This window comes from Bradyrhizobium sp. AUGA SZCCT0222 (assembly GCF_018130205.1).
Taxonomy (GTDB): domain Bacteria; phylum Pseudomonadota; class Alphaproteobacteria; order Rhizobiales; family Xanthobacteraceae; genus Bradyrhizobium.
In genome coordinates this window covers 1-17,500 of sequence record NZ_JAFCLX010000058.1, presented here as the reverse complement: position 1 = coordinate 17,500, position 17,500 = coordinate 1, and the positions used below count along the sequence as shown (strand labels likewise).

Annotated in this window: 9 protein-coding genes, 2 tRNA genes and 2 rRNA genes (1 of these 13 cut by a window edge); 8 read left to right on the top strand and 5 right to left on the bottom strand. The window is 61.6% G+C overall.

Going from position 1 to position 17,500, the window contains the following annotated elements; genetic code table 11:
• From JQ629_RS32115 to JQ629_RS32100, 4 genes are all read right to left on the bottom strand, one after another.
• A 23S ribosomal RNA gene (locus tag JQ629_RS32115) occupies nucleotides 1-575 on the bottom strand; it reaches 2,270 nt to the left of the window's first position.
• Nucleotides 576-1,002: 427 nt separating this feature from the next.
• Nucleotides 1,003-1,078: transfer RNA gene (locus tag JQ629_RS32110), tRNA-Ala, on the bottom strand.
• A 55-nt stretch (nucleotides 1,079-1,133) separates the two neighbouring features.
• Nucleotides 1,134-1,210: transfer RNA gene (locus JQ629_RS32105), tRNA-Ile, on the bottom strand.
• A gap of 208 nt (nucleotides 1,211-1,418) precedes the next feature.
• Nucleotides 1,419-2,909, bottom strand: a 16S ribosomal RNA gene (locus tag JQ629_RS32100).
• The 16S and 23S rRNA genes sit together here with 2 tRNA genes alongside, the layout of an rRNA operon.
• A gap of 873 nt (nucleotides 2,910-3,782) precedes the next feature.
• On the opposite strand from JQ629_RS32100, the gene JQ629_RS32095 reads away from it, so the two are divergent.
• The 7 genes from JQ629_RS32095 to JQ629_RS32065 all read left to right on the top strand — a co-directional run bounded on the left by JQ629_RS32095 (nucleotide 3,783) and on the right by JQ629_RS32065 (nucleotide 13,410).
• Nucleotides 3,783-5,855: a M23 family metallopeptidase gene (locus JQ629_RS32095; RefSeq protein ID WP_212416018.1), complete on the top strand. Its 2,073-nt coding sequence runs from the start codon at nucleotides 3,783-3,785 to the stop codon at nucleotides 5,853-5,855.
• A 210-nt stretch (nucleotides 5,856-6,065) separates the two neighbouring features.
• Entirely contained in the window at nucleotides 6,066-7,022 is a 957-nt protein-coding gene (locus tag JQ629_RS32090) for an ABC transporter permease (RefSeq protein WP_212267122.1), read from the top strand.
• Entirely contained in the window at nucleotides 7,022-7,918 is an 897-nt protein-coding gene (locus JQ629_RS32085; RefSeq protein ID WP_192738272.1) for an ABC transporter permease, read from the top strand. Before JQ629_RS32090 ends, JQ629_RS32085 begins: the two co-directional genes overlap by 1 nt.
• 27 nt (nucleotides 7,919-7,945) lie before the next feature.
• Nucleotides 7,946-9,652 (top strand): ABC transporter substrate-binding protein, encoded by a 1,707-nt coding sequence (locus JQ629_RS32080; RefSeq protein ID WP_212416017.1) that lies wholly within the window; start codon nucleotides 7,946-7,948, stop codon nucleotides 9,650-9,652.
• Between the two features lie 14 nt (nucleotides 9,653-9,666).
• Complete coding sequence (locus JQ629_RS32075; protein ID WP_212416016.1) at nucleotides 9,667-10,638, top strand: ABC transporter ATP-binding protein; 972 nt, start codon at nucleotides 9,667-9,669, stop codon at nucleotides 10,636-10,638.
• On the top strand, nucleotides 10,631-11,638 hold the full coding sequence (locus JQ629_RS32070; RefSeq protein ID WP_212267110.1) for an ABC transporter ATP-binding protein: 1,008 nt from the start codon (nucleotides 10,631-10,633) through the stop codon (nucleotides 11,636-11,638). Before JQ629_RS32075 ends, JQ629_RS32070 begins: the two co-directional genes overlap by 8 nt.
• A gap of 146 nt (nucleotides 11,639-11,784) precedes the next feature.
• Nucleotides 11,785-13,410 carry a Vgb family protein gene (locus JQ629_RS32065; protein ID WP_212416015.1) on the top strand — a complete coding sequence of 542 codons (1,626 nt, stop codon included), beginning with the start codon at nucleotides 11,785-11,787 and terminating at the stop codon, nucleotides 13,408-13,410.
• A gap of 140 nt (nucleotides 13,411-13,550) precedes the next feature.
• Here the strand turns inward: JQ629_RS32065 and clpB are convergent, their stop codons facing one another.
• On the bottom strand, nucleotides 13,551-16,190 hold the full coding sequence (clpB, locus tag JQ629_RS32060) for an ATP-dependent chaperone ClpB (RefSeq protein WP_212416014.1): 2,640 nt from the start codon (nucleotides 16,188-16,190) through the stop codon (nucleotides 13,551-13,553).
• Nucleotides 16,191-16,411: 221 nt separating this feature from the next.
• On the opposite strand from clpB, the gene JQ629_RS32055 reads away from it, so the two are divergent.
• Nucleotides 16,412-17,197 carry an MOSC domain-containing protein gene (locus JQ629_RS32055; RefSeq protein ID WP_212416013.1) on the top strand — a complete coding sequence of 262 codons (786 nt, stop codon included), beginning with the start codon at nucleotides 16,412-16,414 and terminating at the stop codon, nucleotides 17,195-17,197.
• Nucleotides 17,198-17,500 lie beyond the last annotated feature (303 nt).

Sequence of the window (17,500 nt, the reverse complement as noted above, 5' to 3'; positions counted from 1 at the left end):
CTCCCCTCGTCGGGGTGCTTTTCACCTTTCCCTCACGGTACTGGTTCACTATCGGTCGCTGAGGAGTACTTAGGCTTGGAGGGTGGTCCCCCCGTGTTCAGACAGAATTTCACGTGTTCCGCCTTACTCAAGGATACATCATCGCATTACCCGTACGGGGCTATCACCCTCTAAGGCCCTGCTTTCCTGACAGGTTCCGGTTGTCTTTGATGTATCACTGGCCTGGTCCGCGTTCGCTCGCCACTACTAACGGAGTCTCGTTTGATGTCCTTTCCTCCGGGTACTTAGATGTTTCAGTTCCCCGGGTTCGCTTAAAACCTCCTATGTATTCAGAGATTTCATACCTTCACTTGATAACTGGAAATCCAAAACCTCACGGCTTGGTCTCAAACATTGCTGTTCAAACCCCAAGATACGAGATCTTGGAGTTCCAGCTATCGAAGGTGGGTTTCCCCATTCGGAAATCCATGGATCAAAGCTTCTTCGCAGCTCCCCATGGCTTATCGCAGCGTAGCACGTCCTTCATCGCCTCTCAGCGCCAAGGCATCCACCGAACACCCTTAAGGCACTTGATTGCTCTCATTATCAATGTCCACACACTCGGCAGAATGTAGTCCGTACAATTGCCTTGAGGTCGAAACCCCAAAACGCGCACCCTCGATGAATGCTATGCACGGCCGGACAATGATTAGAAAGACCAGCTTGCTTCGTAAGATCAACCCGATAGCGAGGCGGTCAAGCTTCGCTAAAAAGATCATTTACAACTCACTCATCCAACTCATCTTGCGATGGGTTACGATGCGCGAGCGCCGAAATGATCTGGAGATTATGAATTGAGCTCCGCAAATTGCTTTGCAGACCCAAAACTCGGATCAATCTCCTCTTTACGATGTCAGAAATCACGCACGCGTATCCCGTAGGACACGACATGCGAAGTGATGTTTCGCGGACGATTTGAACGGCGCTTGTTAGCAGGCCACTTTGTCGATCTTCAATTCCATCTGGTGGAGCCAGACGGGATCGAACCGACGACCTCATGCTTGCAAAGCACGCGCTCTCCCAGCTGAGCTATGGCCCCGTACCAGAAGACGAATGCTTACGTCGGTCATGAGACGTGATGCGCTCGATCAAAGTGGTGGGCCTGGGAAGACTTGAACTTCCGACCTCACGCTTATCAAGCGCGCGCTCTAACCAACTGAGCTACAAGCCCCTAACACGAGAGGCCGCAGTGGCGCGCAACCGGCTCATGCCAGATGCATCGCACAAGCGCTAAGCCCCTGGCGCGTGTTCGTCCGCGAAGAAAGAGAAACGTAGACGGCGAAATCCCGCCAATGCAGCTCAACAATCCTGACGATCGTTGGCCACTGATGTTTCTAAAACGGTTCGATAGAAGCAAGCTTCTGAAGAACCATCCTTAGAAAGGAGGTGATCCAGCCGCAGGTTCCCCTACGGCTACCTTGTTACGACTTCACCCCAGTCGCTGACCCTACCGTGGCCGGCTGCCTCCCTTGCGGGTTAGCGCACCGTCTTCAGGTAAAACCAACTCCCATGGTGTGACGGGCGGTGTGTACAAGGCCCGGGAACGTATTCACCGTGGCGTGCTGATCCACGATTACTAGCGATTCCAACTTCATGGGCTCGAGTTGCAGAGCCCAATCCGAACTGAGACGGCTTTTTGAGATTTGCGAAGGGTCGCCCCTTAGCATCCCATTGTCACCGCCATTGTAGCACGTGTGTAGCCCAGCCCGTAAGGGCCATGAGGACTTGACGTCATCCCCACCTTCCTCGCGGCTTATCACCGGCAGTCTCCTTAGAGTGCTCAACTAAATGGTAGCAACTAAGGACGGGGGTTGCGCTCGTTGCGGGACTTAACCCAACATCTCACGACACGAGCTGACGACAGCCATGCAGCACCTGTCTCCGGTCCAGCCGAACTGAAGAACTCCATCTCTGGAGTCCGCGACCGGGATGTCAAGGGCTGGTAAGGTTCTGCGCGTTGCGTCGAATTAAACCACATGCTCCACCGCTTGTGCGGGCCCCCGTCAATTCCTTTGAGTTTTAATCTTGCGACCGTACTCCCCAGGCGGAATGCTTAAAGCGTTAGCTGCGCCACTAGTGAGTAAACCCACTAACGGCTGGCATTCATCGTTTACGGCGTGGACTACCAGGGTATCTAATCCTGTTTGCTCCCCACGCTTTCGTGCCTCAGCGTCAGTATCGGGCCAGTGAGCCGCCTTCGCCACTGGTGTTCTTGCGAATATCTACGAATTTCACCTCTACACTCGCAGTTCCACTCACCTCTCCCGAACTCAAGATCTTCAGTATCAAAGGCAGTTCTGGAGTTGAGCTCCAGGATTTCACCCCTGACTTAAAGACCCGCCTACGCACCCTTTACGCCCAGTGATTCCGAGCAACGCTAGCCCCCTTCGTATTACCGCGGCTGCTGGCACGAAGTTAGCCGGGGCTTATTCTTGCGGTACCGTCATTATCTTCCCGCACAAAAGAGCTTTACAACCCTAGGGCCTTCATCACTCACGCGGCATGGCTGGATCAGGCTTGCGCCCATTGTCCAATATTCCCCACTGCTGCCTCCCGTAGGAGTTTGGGCCGTGTCTCAGTCCCAATGTGGCTGATCATCCTCTCAGACCAGCTACTGATCGTCGCCTTGGTGAGCCGTTACCTCACCAACTAGCTAATCAGACGCGGGCCAATCTTTCGGCGATAAATCTTTCCCCGTAAGGGCTTATCCGGTATTAGCACAAGTTTCCCTGTGTTGTTCCGAACCAAAAGGTATGTTCCCACGCGTTACTCACCCGTCTGCCGCTGACGTATTGCTACGCCCGCTCGACTTGCATGTGTTAAGCCTGCCGCCAGCGTTCGCTCTGAGCCAGGATCAAACTCTCAAGTTGGACTTGAAACTTCAAACCGGCTGATCACAACGTTTGACGAGGTCCCACCATTTTTTGCCGGCCGAAGCCGACAAGCTGCCTACGATTCACATCGTGGGCAACGATGGTGTAACCTATGTAAACGTGTACCGCCGAAGTCTTTCGTCCGGCCCCAACACTTCAATACTTGCGTATTCAAGTAATCGAGGCCCGCAAGGACTCCGCCGTCCACGTTTCTCTTTCTTCATCTTCACTTGTCAAACAGCCCGGGACCCGAAGGACCCATCTCCCATTGACTGGGAGCTTCCCACTACTGGGAGTTCCGGAAGCAACTTCACCGGACGGCAAATAACAACCGATTGGTATCGGCTGTTGATTCACTCATCATAATGAGGAGCTTCACGGGCGCGACAACTTGCCTTGGCCTCAGGGCCAAAGCAGCGCCGCGCTCAGTGGTCGGGTTATAGGCCCACCCGATCGGACCTGTCAACGCCCTTCGTCAACAAATTGTCGCACGATGTGGAAGAAATTTTGGACCCCAAGAAGTCTATATATTTGGGGGCTTTGCGCCGTACTTGAGCCACAATCCTGCGACGTTCTGACTATAACGTATGCATTGAATCGCCGGATGCCAGTGGGGGCTGCCGGTGGTCACCTACCAGGGACTGGCGATCTTAATGAACCCGTCGCCTTTCCCCACGCGGCCGAGAAACATCGAGAGATCTGCACATCATTGACGTTCGAGGTTCCGGCCGGTCTTCTGGCCTTTGATTCCCGAATATCGATTCGTGCGGCGCGCGATGCACCGGGATCCTCCTTATAGAGGGACGGAAACCGGATCTGGATCGAGCGAAGGTCTAGTCGAATGTTGATGGAATTTGGGGGGACACAGGGTTGAATCAGAAGGCGTCACGCGGAAGCGGCTATGGACGCGAGACCGGGATCATTGATCTCGGTCACGAGCCGCCGCTTTCCGTCGATGGCACCGAGGCCGCGGTGATCGACCGCCGCCGTGTCTCCGTACAATGGTTTAGCGGCACTATCCTGACTGGTCTGTGCGGCGCAGCTCTCATCGGCGGCGCCGTTTTCGCGTCGCTCGACGGCGAAATGACCTTTGCCAAGGTGCCGGAGCGCGTCGAAGGCGCGTTGCGCGGCGCTTTCGGCGCCAACGATCGTTCCGCCAGCCTGCATAAGAGCGACCGCCTGCCGCCGCCGGGTGAATCGACAGCCGCCCGCAACGTCATGCGGGTCTCGACCGTCACCCGGGTCGGCAACCGCGACGTGATGCGGGTTCGGCCGTTCATCCGGATCTCCGGCAATTTGTCGATGACGACGAGCGACCTTTCCGCCAAAATCCCGCCATTCAACGCCCAGCGCATGCTGACCGATGTCGGCGCCCCCACCCCCGCCGCCGCCGACGATCCGAACAACCCCGATGCCGTCGAACCCGATGCCGAGGTCTCCTTCGTCACCAAGGACCTCGCATCGGTGCTGCCGAAGGCGAAACTCGCCGCCGTGGTCGCGCTCGACGAAGTCCTGATGCGGGTGCGCGACGCCGCCAACTGGCGCGGCAACACCGGCGGCGTACGCTATACGGCGCTGGCGAACGCCGCCGCCGATGCCAGCGGCGTCCAGTCCGACATGAAGCTGGCCTACGCCACCGAGGGCACCGTCTCCGACCCCTATGCCGGCTTTGAAACCCGCGTGGTGCCGGAAAACGTCACGCTGCTGCCGAAGACCAAAGACCAAATCACCGGCGGCAACCCTTCCAACGAGCGCATTCACGTCGTGAAAAAGGGCGATACGGTCACCTCTATCCTGCGCGATCAGGGCGCGACGCCGGACGAGGCCAAGGCGATCGCCGCAACGCTGGGCGCCCGCGGCCGCGACGGCGGCCTGAAGGAAGGCCAGAAGCTCCGTATCCTGATGGCGCCTGCCGCCCCCGGCCCGGGCGTGCGGCTGCAGCCCTATCGGGTGATCGTCGCCAACGAAACCACCATCGAGGCCGTTGCCGCGCTGTCCGACGTCGGCAAATACGTCGCCGTCGACGTGCAGAGCATGAATACGGTCGCCGAGGCTGCCGCCGGCAAAGACGACGACGACGATGAGGATGACGGCACCGGCGTCCGGCTCTACCAGAGCATTTACGAGACCGCATTGCGCAACAAGGTGCCGGCCACCGTCATCGAGGACATGGTCAAGATCTATTCCTACGACGTCGACTTCCAGCGCAAGGTGCAGCCCGGCGATTCCTTCGACGTGTTCTTCGCCGGCGAAGACGACGGCGCGACCATCACCGAAAAGACCGAAGTGCTGTTCGCTTCGCTCACGGTCGGCGGCGAAACCAAGAAATATTACCGCTTCCAGACCCCCGACGACTCGGTCGTCGACTACTATGACGAGACCGGCAAGAGCGCGAAGAAGTTCCTGGTGCGCAAACCCGTCAACAACGCGATCATGCGTTCGGGATTCGGCGGACGCCGCCATCCGATCCTCGGCTACACCAAGATGCACACCGGCGTCGACTGGGCCACGCCTTATGGCACGCCGATCTTCGCTTCCGGCAACGGCGTCGTCGAGAAAGTCGGCTGGGAAGGCGGCTACGGCAAATACGTCAAGCTGAAGCACAACAATGGTTACGAGACCGCCTACGGCCACATGTCGGCGTTTGCCAAGGGCATGGAGCCCGGCAAGCGGGTGCGACAGGGCCAGGTGATCGGCTTCGTCGGCTCGACGGGCATGTCGACCGGCGCCCACGTGCACTACGAAATCCTGGTCAACGGCCGCTTCGTCGATCCGATGCGCGTGAAGCTGCCGCGTGGCCGCTCGCTCGAAGGCCCGGTCATGGCGGGCTTCGAGAAGGAACGCGATCGCCTCGATATCCAGATGAACAATCGCGGCGGCGCGCGTGTCTCCGATGCCGCCGGCAGCACCGCTGCGCCATCGGTGCGGCAAGTCAGCCGCTGAGCGTTTAACTTCCCGGCTTTTCACCTCGTATGTTCGTTAGCGTGAAGTTGCACGCGTTACTGTTCCGCGACGCGGAATGTTTTGCGCGCACACGTACTTCACTCAAGTTCCTCCGCGACAAAATCGCATCGCGCGCGTCGCGATAATGCTTGCGAGCATTTCGGACGCGGTCCACTCTCGTTGCAAGAAGACGATGGGGGGCAGCGAAGGATGCAGGCATATCTCGCACGGCGATTATTGGCGCTTGTCCCGGCGCTGTTCTTTGCCAGCCTGATTGTCTTCGTCATCGTGCGGCTGGTGCCGGGCAACGTCATCGACATGATGCTCGCCCAGAACGACGTCGGCGCCGACAAGCTCTCGCGTGACCAGCTGATCGCAACGCTCGGCCTCGATCGGCCGATGTGGCTGCAATATTTTCACTGGATCGGCGGCATTCTTTTTCACGGCGATTTCGGCCGCTCGCTCTGGCAGAATACGCCGGTGCGCGAACTGCTGGGCGCACGGCTGCCGGTGACGTTCCAGCTCGGCTTCATGGCGCTGATCATCGCGCTCTGCATCGCGCTGCCGATCGGCATCTATTCCGCGATCCGGCAGGACACCGCCGGCGATTATCTCACCCGCTCGTTCTCGATCCTGATGCTGGCGGTGCCGAGCTTCTGGATGGGCACCATGGTGATGGTGTTCCCGTCGATCTGGTGGGGCTGGTCGCCGCAGGTGAACTTCGTCGCGTTCACCGATGATCCCCTGCAGAACCTCAAGCAGATGATTCTGCCGGCGATCATTCTGGGCACCGCGCTGTCGGCCATCACCATGCGCCTGACCCGCACCATGATGCTGGAGGTGCTGCGCCAGGATTATATCCGCACCGCCTGGGCCAAGGGCCTGTCGGAACCGCTGGTCGTCATCCGGCATGCGCTGCGCAACGCGCTGATCCCGGTGGTCACGCTGATCGGCCTGCAGGCGCCTATCCTGATCGGCGGCGCCGTCATCGTCGAGCAGATCTTCGTCATTCCCGGCATGGGGCTGTTGCTGCTCGACGCCATCAGCCAGCGCGATTACCCGATCATAACGGGCGTCAGCCTCGTGATCGGTCTTTGCGTGATGCTGATCAATCTCGCCGTCGACCTGAGCTACGGCCTGCTCGATCCCAAGGTGAGATACCGCTGATGACGCTGGCAATCGATATCCCGGCCACGGGCGGCAAGAGCGAGCGCAATGGCGTCCTCCGCTTCGTGATTCGCCTGTTCCGCGAGAAGCCGCTCGGCGCCGCCGGCGGCGTCATCTTCATCCTGTTCCTGCTGTGCGGGATCTTCGCCGATGTTCTGGCGCCCTATGGCATGAACCAGATCAGCCCGCGCAACCGTCTGATGGCGCCGTCATGGGCCTATCCGTTCGGAACCGACAATCTGGGCCGCGACATGCTCTCGCGCTGTCTCTATGGCGCCCAGATTTCGGTGATCATCGCCTTTACCGCCGCGTCGCTGGCCACCATCATCTCGATCGCGATCGGCATTCTCACCGGTTATCTCGGCGGCAAGATCGATCTCATCACGCAGCGTTTCGTCGACGCCTGGATGAGCTTTCCCGATCTCATCATCCTGCTGGTCGTGGTTTCGGTTCTCGGCCCCGGCCTGCCGCAGATCATCGGCACGCTCGGCCTGCTGCTCGGCATCGCCGGCTCGCGCATCATCCGCTCCGCCGTGGTGTCGGTGCGCGAGAACATGTATGTGCACGCCGCCCAATCGATCGGCGCCTCGACCGGCCGCATCCTGTGGCGGCACATCCTGCCCAACATCATGCCGCCGATCATCGTGCTGTTCACGACGCGTGTCGGCACCGTGATCCTTGCCGAGTCGGGCCTGTCGTTTCTCGGCCTTGGCGTGCCGCCGCCGACGCCAACCTGGGGCGGCATGCTGTCGGGCTCGGGCCGCACCTTCATGTTCCAGGGACCGTGGCTGGCGCTGGCGCCGGGTCTTTGTCTGACGATCGTCGTTTATTCCACCAACGTATTCGGAGACGCCTTGCGGGATCTGCTCGATCCACGCATGCGCGGATCAAGATAACCAGAAAATAAGATCCGGGAGGAAGTCATGTCCTATTTACGCGCCGCATCAGGTCTCGCCGCCGCGTCGGTCGCCGTGGCGCTATCGCTTGCAACCCCTGCATTCTCGCAATCCGAAACGCCGCCAAAGCCCGGCGGCACGCTGGAGATCGGGACAGTTTATGTCACGCTCTCGGCGCTCTCCTGGGATCTGGCCGACTGGAACTGGAAGCAGAACCACGATACCGGCCAGGTCTACGAGCAACTGTTCGCCGCGGACCTCTCCAAGTCCAAACGGCTTGGCGGCAAGCATTCGTTCTACGCCGACGCCTGGATTCCGTCGGATGCGATGCGCGGCGAACTTGCCGAAAAATGGGAGTGGAAGCAAAATCCGCTCCGCCTCGAGATCAACCTGCGCAAGGGCGTGATGTTTCCCGACAAGCCCGGGGTGATGGCGGCGCGCGAACTGGTCGCCGATGACGTGGTGTTCTCCTTCAACCACCGCGACAAGAGCCCCAAGAAAATCGCCGGTTATTTCGATCACATCGACAAGGTCGAAGCCACCGACAAGCACACCGTGCTTTTCACCTTCAAGAACTACAACGCGGAATGGGACTATCGCTTCGGCTGGGGTTATTATTCCGGCATCATCCCGAAGGAAGTCGCCGACGCAGGCGCCGGCAACTGGAAGAACGTCAACGGGACCGGCCCGTTCCAGCTTGCCGAGTTCGTGCAAGGCAACTCGAACACCTATGTCAAGAATCCGAACTACTGGGGCACGGAGAAGATCAACGGCGTCGAGACCAAGCTCCCGCTGGTCGACAAGGTCGTTTACCGCACGATCAAGGACGAGGCGACCTTCCTCACGGCATTGCGAACCGGCAAACTCGACATCCTCGAAAACATCAGATGGTCCGCGGTCGATGAGCTCAAGAAGAGCGCACCGCAGCTGCAATGGTCGAAGTGGCTCTCGATGAGCGGCCAGTTCCTCGCCATGCGCGTCGATACCAAGCCGTTCGACGACATCAGAGTCCGGCGCGCCCTCAATCTCGCCGTCAACAAGCAGGAGATCGTCAAGGAGTATTATGGCGGCAATGCCGAGCTGTTCGCCTACCCGCAGCACCCCGATTATCTCGGCTATTTCGAGCCGCTCGAGGCGATGCCGGACTCGATCAAGGAACTCTTCACCTACAACCCGGAGAAAGCGAAGAAGCTGCTCGCCGAGGCCGGCGTTCCGAAGGGGTTTACCTTCAAGGTTCAGGTATGCGCGTGCGTGCCCGACCATATCGACCTGATACCGCTGCTGGCGGCCTATTATGAACAGGTCGGCGTCAAGCTGGACATTCAAACCATGGAATACGGTGCGTTCCTTTCAGCCATGACCACCAAGACCAATGCACCGGGCTATCTCATGAACAACGGGCACACCAATCCGACGACGACCATTCGCAAGAGCTTCGTCAGGGGCCAGGTTTGGAACCCGTCGCAATGGTCCGATCCCGAGTACGACAAGAAGATGGACGCGGTTTATCTTGAGCCAGACGAGACCAAGCGCCAGGCCATGCTGAAGGAAATGACGCGCGAGATTCTGGATAAGGCCCCCTATGTGTGGCTTCCCACCCCGTACATCTTCACGGCCTGGTGGCCCTGGGTGAAGAACTACGCCGGCGAACTCCGCGCCGGTGCCGTTCGTCCGGGGCCGATCTACGCCCGCATCTGGATCGATCAGGAACTCAAGAAGAAGATGGGCCGTTGAGCGGGACCGCGGCGATGACGCGCCCACTGCTGGAAGTCAAAAACCTGACAACGCGGTTCCGCACCGAGCGCGGAACCGTGACCGCGGTCGATGGCGTATCGTTTCATGTCGATCCCGGCGAGACGCTCGCGATCGTTGGCGAGTCCGGATCCGGCAAGAGCGTGACCGCGCTCTCCGTGTTGCGCCTGATCCCGAATCCGCCCGGCCGGATCGAGAGCGGCGAAATCCTGTTCGACGGCACGGATCTGTTGAAGCTCGACGACCCCGGCATCCGCGCGGTCCGCGGCAACAAGATTGCGATGATCTTCCAGGAACCGATGTCCTCGCTCAATCCGGCGCTGACCGTCGGCCTGCAGGTCGCCGAGCCGATCAATGTGCATCGGGGCACGCCGTGGGAAAAGGCCTATGAGGCTGCGACCGAACTGATCGGCCGCGTCCGCATCGGCGATGCCGCGAGCCGGCTCGGCTCCTACCCGCACCAATATTCCGGCGGCATGCGCCAGCGCGTCATGATCGCAATGGCGCTGGCCTGCGCACCCCGCTTGATCATCGCCGATGAGCCGACCACGGCGCTCGACGTCACGGTGCAGGCGCAGATCCTCGACCTCTTGAAGGAAGTCACGCGTGAGACCGGCTCCTCGCTGATCCTGATCACGCATGATCTCGGCGTCGTCGCCCGCTACGCCGACCGTGTCGCGGTCATGTATGGCGGCCGCATCGTCGAAGTCGCGCCGGCGCGCGAGCTCTACGCCCGGCCACAGCATCCCTATACATCGGGGCTAATGGCGTCCGTTCCCCGCCTCGATGGCGGCGGCGGCCGTCGCCTGATGCCAATCGAGGGCCAGCCGCCTGATCTGGCCAGCCTGCCGCCCGGCTGCTCTTTCGCGCCGCGCTGCCGCGCGATCCTGGAACAATGCCGAACCGCGAAGCCTGAACTGATTCAGGTCGCCGACCGTCACGCCAAAGCGTGTTTCGCCCATGTCTGACGCGCTGCCCGAGCCATCCGTCGATACCATCCTCCGGGTCGAGGATTTGAAGGTTCATTTCCCGGTCACCAAGGGCATCATCCTTCAGCGGCAGGTCGCGACCGTCAAAGCGGTCGACGGCGTTTCGTTCACGATCCGGCGTGGCGAGACACTGGGTCTCGTCGGCGAAAGCGGCTCCGGCAAATCGACCACCGGACTTGCGGTACTGCGGATGCTGACGCCGACCGCCGGACGGATCGTGTTCGAGGGACAGGACATCGCCCCGCACCGCGGCGCCGAACTATTGGGTGTGCGGCGCCGGATGCAGATGGTCTATCAGGACCCTTATGGCTCGCTCAATCCGCGCATGACGATCCGCAGCATCGTCGGCGAGCCGCTGGCCGTTCATGGCCTCGATGGCGACAAGGCGGCGACGCGCGACAAGATCGCGTCCCTGATCGCTTCCGTCGGCCTGTTGCCCGATATGGCCGATCGCTATCCGCATGAATTCTCCGGCGGCCAGCGCCAGCGCATCGGCATCGCCCGCGCGCTGGCGCTGGAGCCGAGCCTCCTGATCGCCGACGAGCCGGTGTCCGCGCTCGACGTCTCGATCCAGGCCCAGGTCATCAACCTGTTCATGGACCTGCAGGAGCGGCTGGGGCTGACCTATCTGTTCATCGCGCATGATCTGGCTGTTGTCCGCCACATCTCGACGCGCATCGCGGTGATGTATCTCGGCCGCCTCGTCGAAATCGCCGACCGCGACGATCTCTATCGCAATCCGCTGCACCCCTACACCGAAGCCCTGATGGCGGCGGTGCCGGTCGCCGATCCCGAGGTGGAGGCGCGCCGGCCGCGGGCGGTGATTTCAGGTGAAGTGCCGAGCGCGCTGCGGCCGCCGCCCGGATGCAGCTTCCACACCCGTTGCCCCCGCGCCATGGCGGTGTGCAAGACCGATCAGCCGCCGCTTCGCGAACTCGGTCCGGGACGCGCGGTCGCCTGTCATCTCCATACAGGCTGAACTCTCGTTAAATTCTGAAGGGGCGGGTTCCTAGCGCGTTGTCATTTTTGTGGCGGCCGGGCCGCGCCGCACCTACAAGTTTTGTTTGCCAAACCACGCGAGCGAACGAATACTCACCTCCATAATAAAAAACGGGAGGTAGCGTCATGACGAGCAGGCTTGCATTCGGGGCGACTGTGGCTGCGGCAGTGTTTCTTGCCACCGGCGCCGCGGCGCAGACATATGAAGTTACCAAACTCGTTCCGGGCTCGGCGTTTCACGGCGTCCATGGGCTCGGCATCGACAAGGCCGGGCGGTTGTTCGCCGGCAGCGTCGCGGGTGCGGCGCTCTACGAAGTCGATCGCGCGAGCGGCACGGCCAAGATCGCGGTTGCCTCGCCGGAAGGCATGGCCGACGACATCGCATTTGCCCCCGACGGCACCATGGCGTGGACCGCATTCCTGACCGGCGACCTCTACTCGCGAAAGGGCGACGGCCCGGTCAAGAAGCTGGCCTCCGGCCTGCCCGGCATCAACTCGCTCGCGTTCCGCAAGGACGGACGGCTCTATGCGACGCAGGTATTCCTCGGCGACGCGCTCTATGAGATCGATGTCGAGGGCGCCAAGCCGCCGCGCAAGATCATGGAGAAGATGGGCGGCCTCAATGGATTCGAGTTCGGGCCGGACGACAAGCTTTACGGCCCGCTCTGGTTCAAGGGCCAGGTCGCCAGGGTCGACGTCGACAAGGCCGAGCTGACTGTGGTCGCCGACGGTTTCAAGATTCCGGCGGCGGTCAATTTCGATTCCAAGGGCAATCTCTGGGTCGTGGACACCGCGCTCGGCCAATTGGTGCGGGTCGATCCGAAGTCCGGCGCCAAGAAAATGGTGGCGCAGCTCAAGCCGTCGCTCGACAACCTCGCGATCGACGACAAGGACCGGATCTTCGTTTCCAACATGGCCGATAACGGTATTCAGGAGGTCGATCCGGAAACCGGCGCTGCCAAGCAGATTATCATCGGCAAGCTGGCGCTGCCCGGCGGCATCGGCGTCGTCTCGGACGGCGGCAAAGACACCCTCTACGTCGCCGACGTGTTTGCCTACCGTACCGTCGACGGCACCACCGGCGAGGTCTCCGAGCCTGCCCGCATGCATGCCGACGGCGTGACGCTGGAATATCCGATGAGCGCAACCGCGAGGGGCGACGACGTGATCCTGTCGAGCTGGTTCACCGGCACGGTGCAGTTGATCGACCGCAAGACCGGCAAGACCAGGGAGATGCTCCACGACTTCAAGGCGCCGCACGACGCCGTCAAGCTCGGTGACGGCTCCATTCTGGTCAACGAACTCGGCAGTAAATCGCTGGTCCGCGTCAGTGGCGAGCACGGCAAGGACCGTAAGGTTCTGATCGGGGACCTCGAGGGACCGGTCGGCATGGCCGCCACCGCATCGGGCGATGCGGTCTATGTCACGGAAGCCTTCGCCGGCCGCGTGTTGAAGATCGGAACCAATGGCGAGAAGGCAATCGTCGCCAAGGACCTGAAAATGCCCGAGGGCATCGCGCTCGGACCCGACGGAATGCTGGTCGTCGCCGAAGTCGGCGCCAAGCGCATTATCGGGATCAATCCGAAAGACGGAACCGTCACCGAGATCGCCGGCAACCTTCCGATCGGCCTCGCCCCTGCCCCCGGCGGATTGCCGTCCAACATCCCGACCGGCGTCGGCGTCGGCGCATCCGGGGTGATCTACTTCTCGTCGGATCTGGAGAACGCGATTTACAAGGTAGTGAAGAAGTAACGGCACGGCTCGCCGGCATCGACGCCGTCGTCATGGCCGGGCTTGACCCGGCCATCCACGTCTTCTTTCATTTGCGGCCAAGACGTGGATGCCCGGGTCAAGCCCGGGCATGACGACATCGTTGAGTTATCGCGGACCAATCAGTTCAGCTTGCGCTTCGGGATCGGCGCCTCGAAAGTCGCGATCTCGGCGGTCTGCGGCGCCTTGCCGTTGAAGGTCAGCACGTTGCCTTCGCTGGAGATCACCACGCGGTCGCCATCGGCGACCGAGCCTTCGAGGATCATCTCGGCCAGCGGATCCTGCAAATTGCGCTGGATGACCCGCTTCAGGGGACGCGCGCCATAGGCGGGATCCCAGCCCTTGGCGGCGAGCCAGTCGCGCGCCGCGGCATCCAGCGTGAGCGTAATCTTGCGCTCCTCCAGGAGCTTCTGCAGCCGCGCGAACTGGATCTCGACGATCCGGCCCATCTCGCTCTTCTGCAAGCGGTGGAACAGGATGATCTCGTCGACCCGGTTGAGGAACTCGGGGCGGAAATGCGCCCGCACCATCCCCATCACCTGATCGCGCACCTCAGACGTGTCCTCGCCTTCCGGCTGGTTCACCAGGAATTCCGAACCGAGGTTCGAGGTCATGATGATCAGCGTGTTGCGGAAGTCGACCGTGCGGCCCTGACCGTCGGTCAGCCGGCCATCGTCGAGCACCTGCAGCAGCACGTTGAAGACATCCGGATGCGCCTTTTCGATCTCGTCGAACAGCACCACCTGATAGGGCCGCCGCCGCACCGCTTCGGTGAGCGCGCCGCCCTCGTCATAGCCGACATAGCCGGGAGGCGCGCCGATCAGCCGCGAGACCGAGTGTTTTTCCATGTACTCGGACATGTCGAGGCGGACCATCGCGGTCTCGTCATTGAACAGATATTCCGCCAGCGCCTTGGTCAGTTCGGTCTTGCCGACGCCGGTCGGCCCCAAGAACATGAACGAGCCCATCGGGCGGTTCGGATCCTGCAGGCCGGCGCGCGAACGGCGGACGGCGGTCGCGACCGCGCGCACGGCTTCGGCCTGGCCGACCACCCGCTGGCCGAGACTGCCTTCCATCTTCAGCAGCTTGTCCTTTTCGCCCTCGAGCATCTTGTCGACGGGCACACCGGTCCAGCGCGACACCACCTGCGCGATGTGGTCGGCGGTAACCGCCTCCTCCATCATCTCGCCGGGGTTTTCCTTGGCTTCGATGTCGGCAAGTTTCTTCTCCAGTTCGGGAATCCGGCCATAGGCCAGTTCGCCCGCACGCTGGAATTCGCCGCGGCGCTGCGCGTTGGCAAGCTCGATGCGCAAGGCATCGAGTTCGCTCTTCAGCTTCTGGGCGTCGGAGAGCTTGTTCTTCTCCGCGCTCCAGCGCGCCGTCAGCGCCGCCGACTTCTCCTCGAGGTCGGCGAGTTCCTTTTCCAGCGTCTGCAGGCGGCTCTTGGAGCCGGCATCGCTTTCCTTCCGGAGCGCCTCCTGCTCGATCTTCAGGCGGATGATCTCCCGATCCATCGTATCGAGTTCTTCCGGCTTGGAATCGACCTGCATCTTGAGCCGCGCCGAGGCCTCGTCCATCAGGTCGATGGCCTTGTCGGGCAGGAAGCGGTCGGTGATGTAGCGATTCGACAGCGTGGTGGCGGCGACCAGCGCCGAATCCGTGATCCGCACGCCGTGGTGCTGCTCGTATTTGTCCTTCAGGCCGCGCAGAATCGAAATCGTGTCCTCGACCGTCGGCTCGGAAACGAAGATCGGCTGGAACCGGCGCGCCAGCGCCGCATCCTTTTCGACATGCTTGCGGTATTCGTCGAGCGTGGTGGCGCCGATGCAATGCAGTTCGCCGCGCGCCAGCGCGGGTTTCAGCAGATTGGACGCGTCCATCGCACCGTCGGCCTTGCCGGCGCCGATCAGCGTGTGCATCTCGTCGATGAACAGGATGATGCTGCCTTCGGCCGAAGTGACCTCGGCCAACACGGCCTTCAGCCGCTCCTCGAACTCGCCGCGGTATTTGGCACCCGCAATCAGCGAGCCGAGGTCCAGCACCAGCAGCTTCTTGTCTTTCAGGCTCTCCGGAACGTCGCCGTTGAGAATCCGCAGCGCCAGACCCTCGACGATCGCGGTCTTGCCGACGCCGGGTTCGCCGATCAGCACGGGATTGTTCTTGGTGCGGCGGGACAGCACCTGAATCGTGCGGCGGATTTCCTCGTCGCGGCCGATGACCGGATCGAGCTTGCCGTCGCGCGCGGCCTGGGTGAGGTCGCGGGCATATTTCTTCAGCGCGTCATAGGCGTTCTCGGCGGTCGCCGAGTCAGCGGTGCGGCCCTTGCGCAGGCTTTCGATCGCCGCATTGAGGTTTTGCGGCGTGACGCCGCCCTTGCTCAGGATGGTCGCGGCCTCGCTGCCTTTCTCGAGCGTGAGGCCCAGCAGCAGCCGCTCGACGGTGACAAAGCTGTCGCCGGCCTTTTCGGCGGCCTTTTCCGCAGCGTCAAACGCGCGCGCCAGTTCGGGGGCGAGATAGACTTGGCCCGCGCCGCTGCCGGATACTTTCGGGAGTTTGCCCAGCGCATCCTCGGTGGCTTTAAGGATGGCGCGGGAGTTGCCGCCGGCACGGTCGATCAGACCGCCGGCAAGGCCTTCGCTATCGTCCAGCAGCACCTTGAGCACGTGCAGCGGGGAGAATTGCTGGTGGCCGTCGCGCACGGCCAGCGATTGCGCAGACTGGATGAAACCGCGCGCACGCTCGGTGTATTTCTCAATATTCATTCTTCACTTCCCTCGGCCTGCCACCCCTACCCCGAAGGCATAAGCGCGGCATCTTCATTGGGTTTCCGCGCGGCCGCGTTGACATTCCTCAACCAGCCGGCGGTCGTCGCCGTTATTTCAGGCTTGACGCAAATGTGGGCATGTCAGGCCAAAAACGGAAGAGGCCGACTTTACAATTTCAGCGTAGTGGCAGGCTGCAAAAGAATCTCTTAAAAGGCCGGATGACCTCATCAAAACCCCCTGAGATCACCGGTATCTACCGCTATCCCGTCAAGGGCCTGACCCCTGAACCGCTGCCGCGAGCGGCCCTGACCGCTGGCGAGACCCTGCTGGCCGACCGCCGCTACGCCATCGAAAATGGCCCTAGCGGCTTCGATCCGGACGCGCCGAAATGGCTGCCAAAACCGCACTTCCTGATGCTGCAGCGGGACGGCTGGCTGGCGGCGCTGCAGACCCATTTCGACGACGCCAGCCACGTGCTGACCATCCGCCACAACGGCGCGATCGCGGCCCAGGGCAACCTCGAGACCGCCGAGGGCCGGACCGCCATCGAGCAGTTCTTCGCCACCAGCTACGCCGGCCAGATCAAGGGGCCGCCAAAAGTGCTGACCAGCCCGGGCCACAGTTTCTCCGACGTCGCCCGCAAGGTGGTCTCGATCATTAATCTCGCCAGCGTCCGCGCCATCGAGAACATGGTCGACCACCCCGTCCACCCCCTGCGCTTCCGCGCCAACCTCTATGTCGAGGGCTGGCCGGCCTGGCACGAGTTCGACCTGCTCGACCGCACGCTCGCGATCGGCGACGTCAGGCTCAAGGTGGTGAAGCGGATCGTCCGCTGCGCCGCCGTCAACGTTGACCCCGACACAGCCGAGCGTGACCTCGCCATCCCGCAGGCGCTGCAGCGCAGGCTCGGCCATGGCGATTGCGGGATCTATGCCGAGGTGACGGCCGGCGGCAGCATTGCGGTCGGCGATGCGCTCATGGCGGAACAGCCGGAATTGTTGTGAGTTGCTGTCGTCCCGGCGAACTCAGATGCGCAATTGCGCATCGGGGGACCCATACCGCGTGATCTCTCGATAGAGGCGCGGTAGCAGAGATCGTTCGCAAAACTTCTCCCTGTGGTTATGGGTCCCGGATCGCGCTTCGCTTGTCCGGGACGACGGGGATGTGTGGCCGCATTCTCGCGACGCATTACGCCCGAGCTTTGCCAGAAACTTCCCGCCCTCTTCAAATAGAGGGCGCAGGGAAGACCGGGTGCGCGCTGCACCCGCGGTCTCGCGTGCGGTTTGCACAAAACAAAGTGCACACGA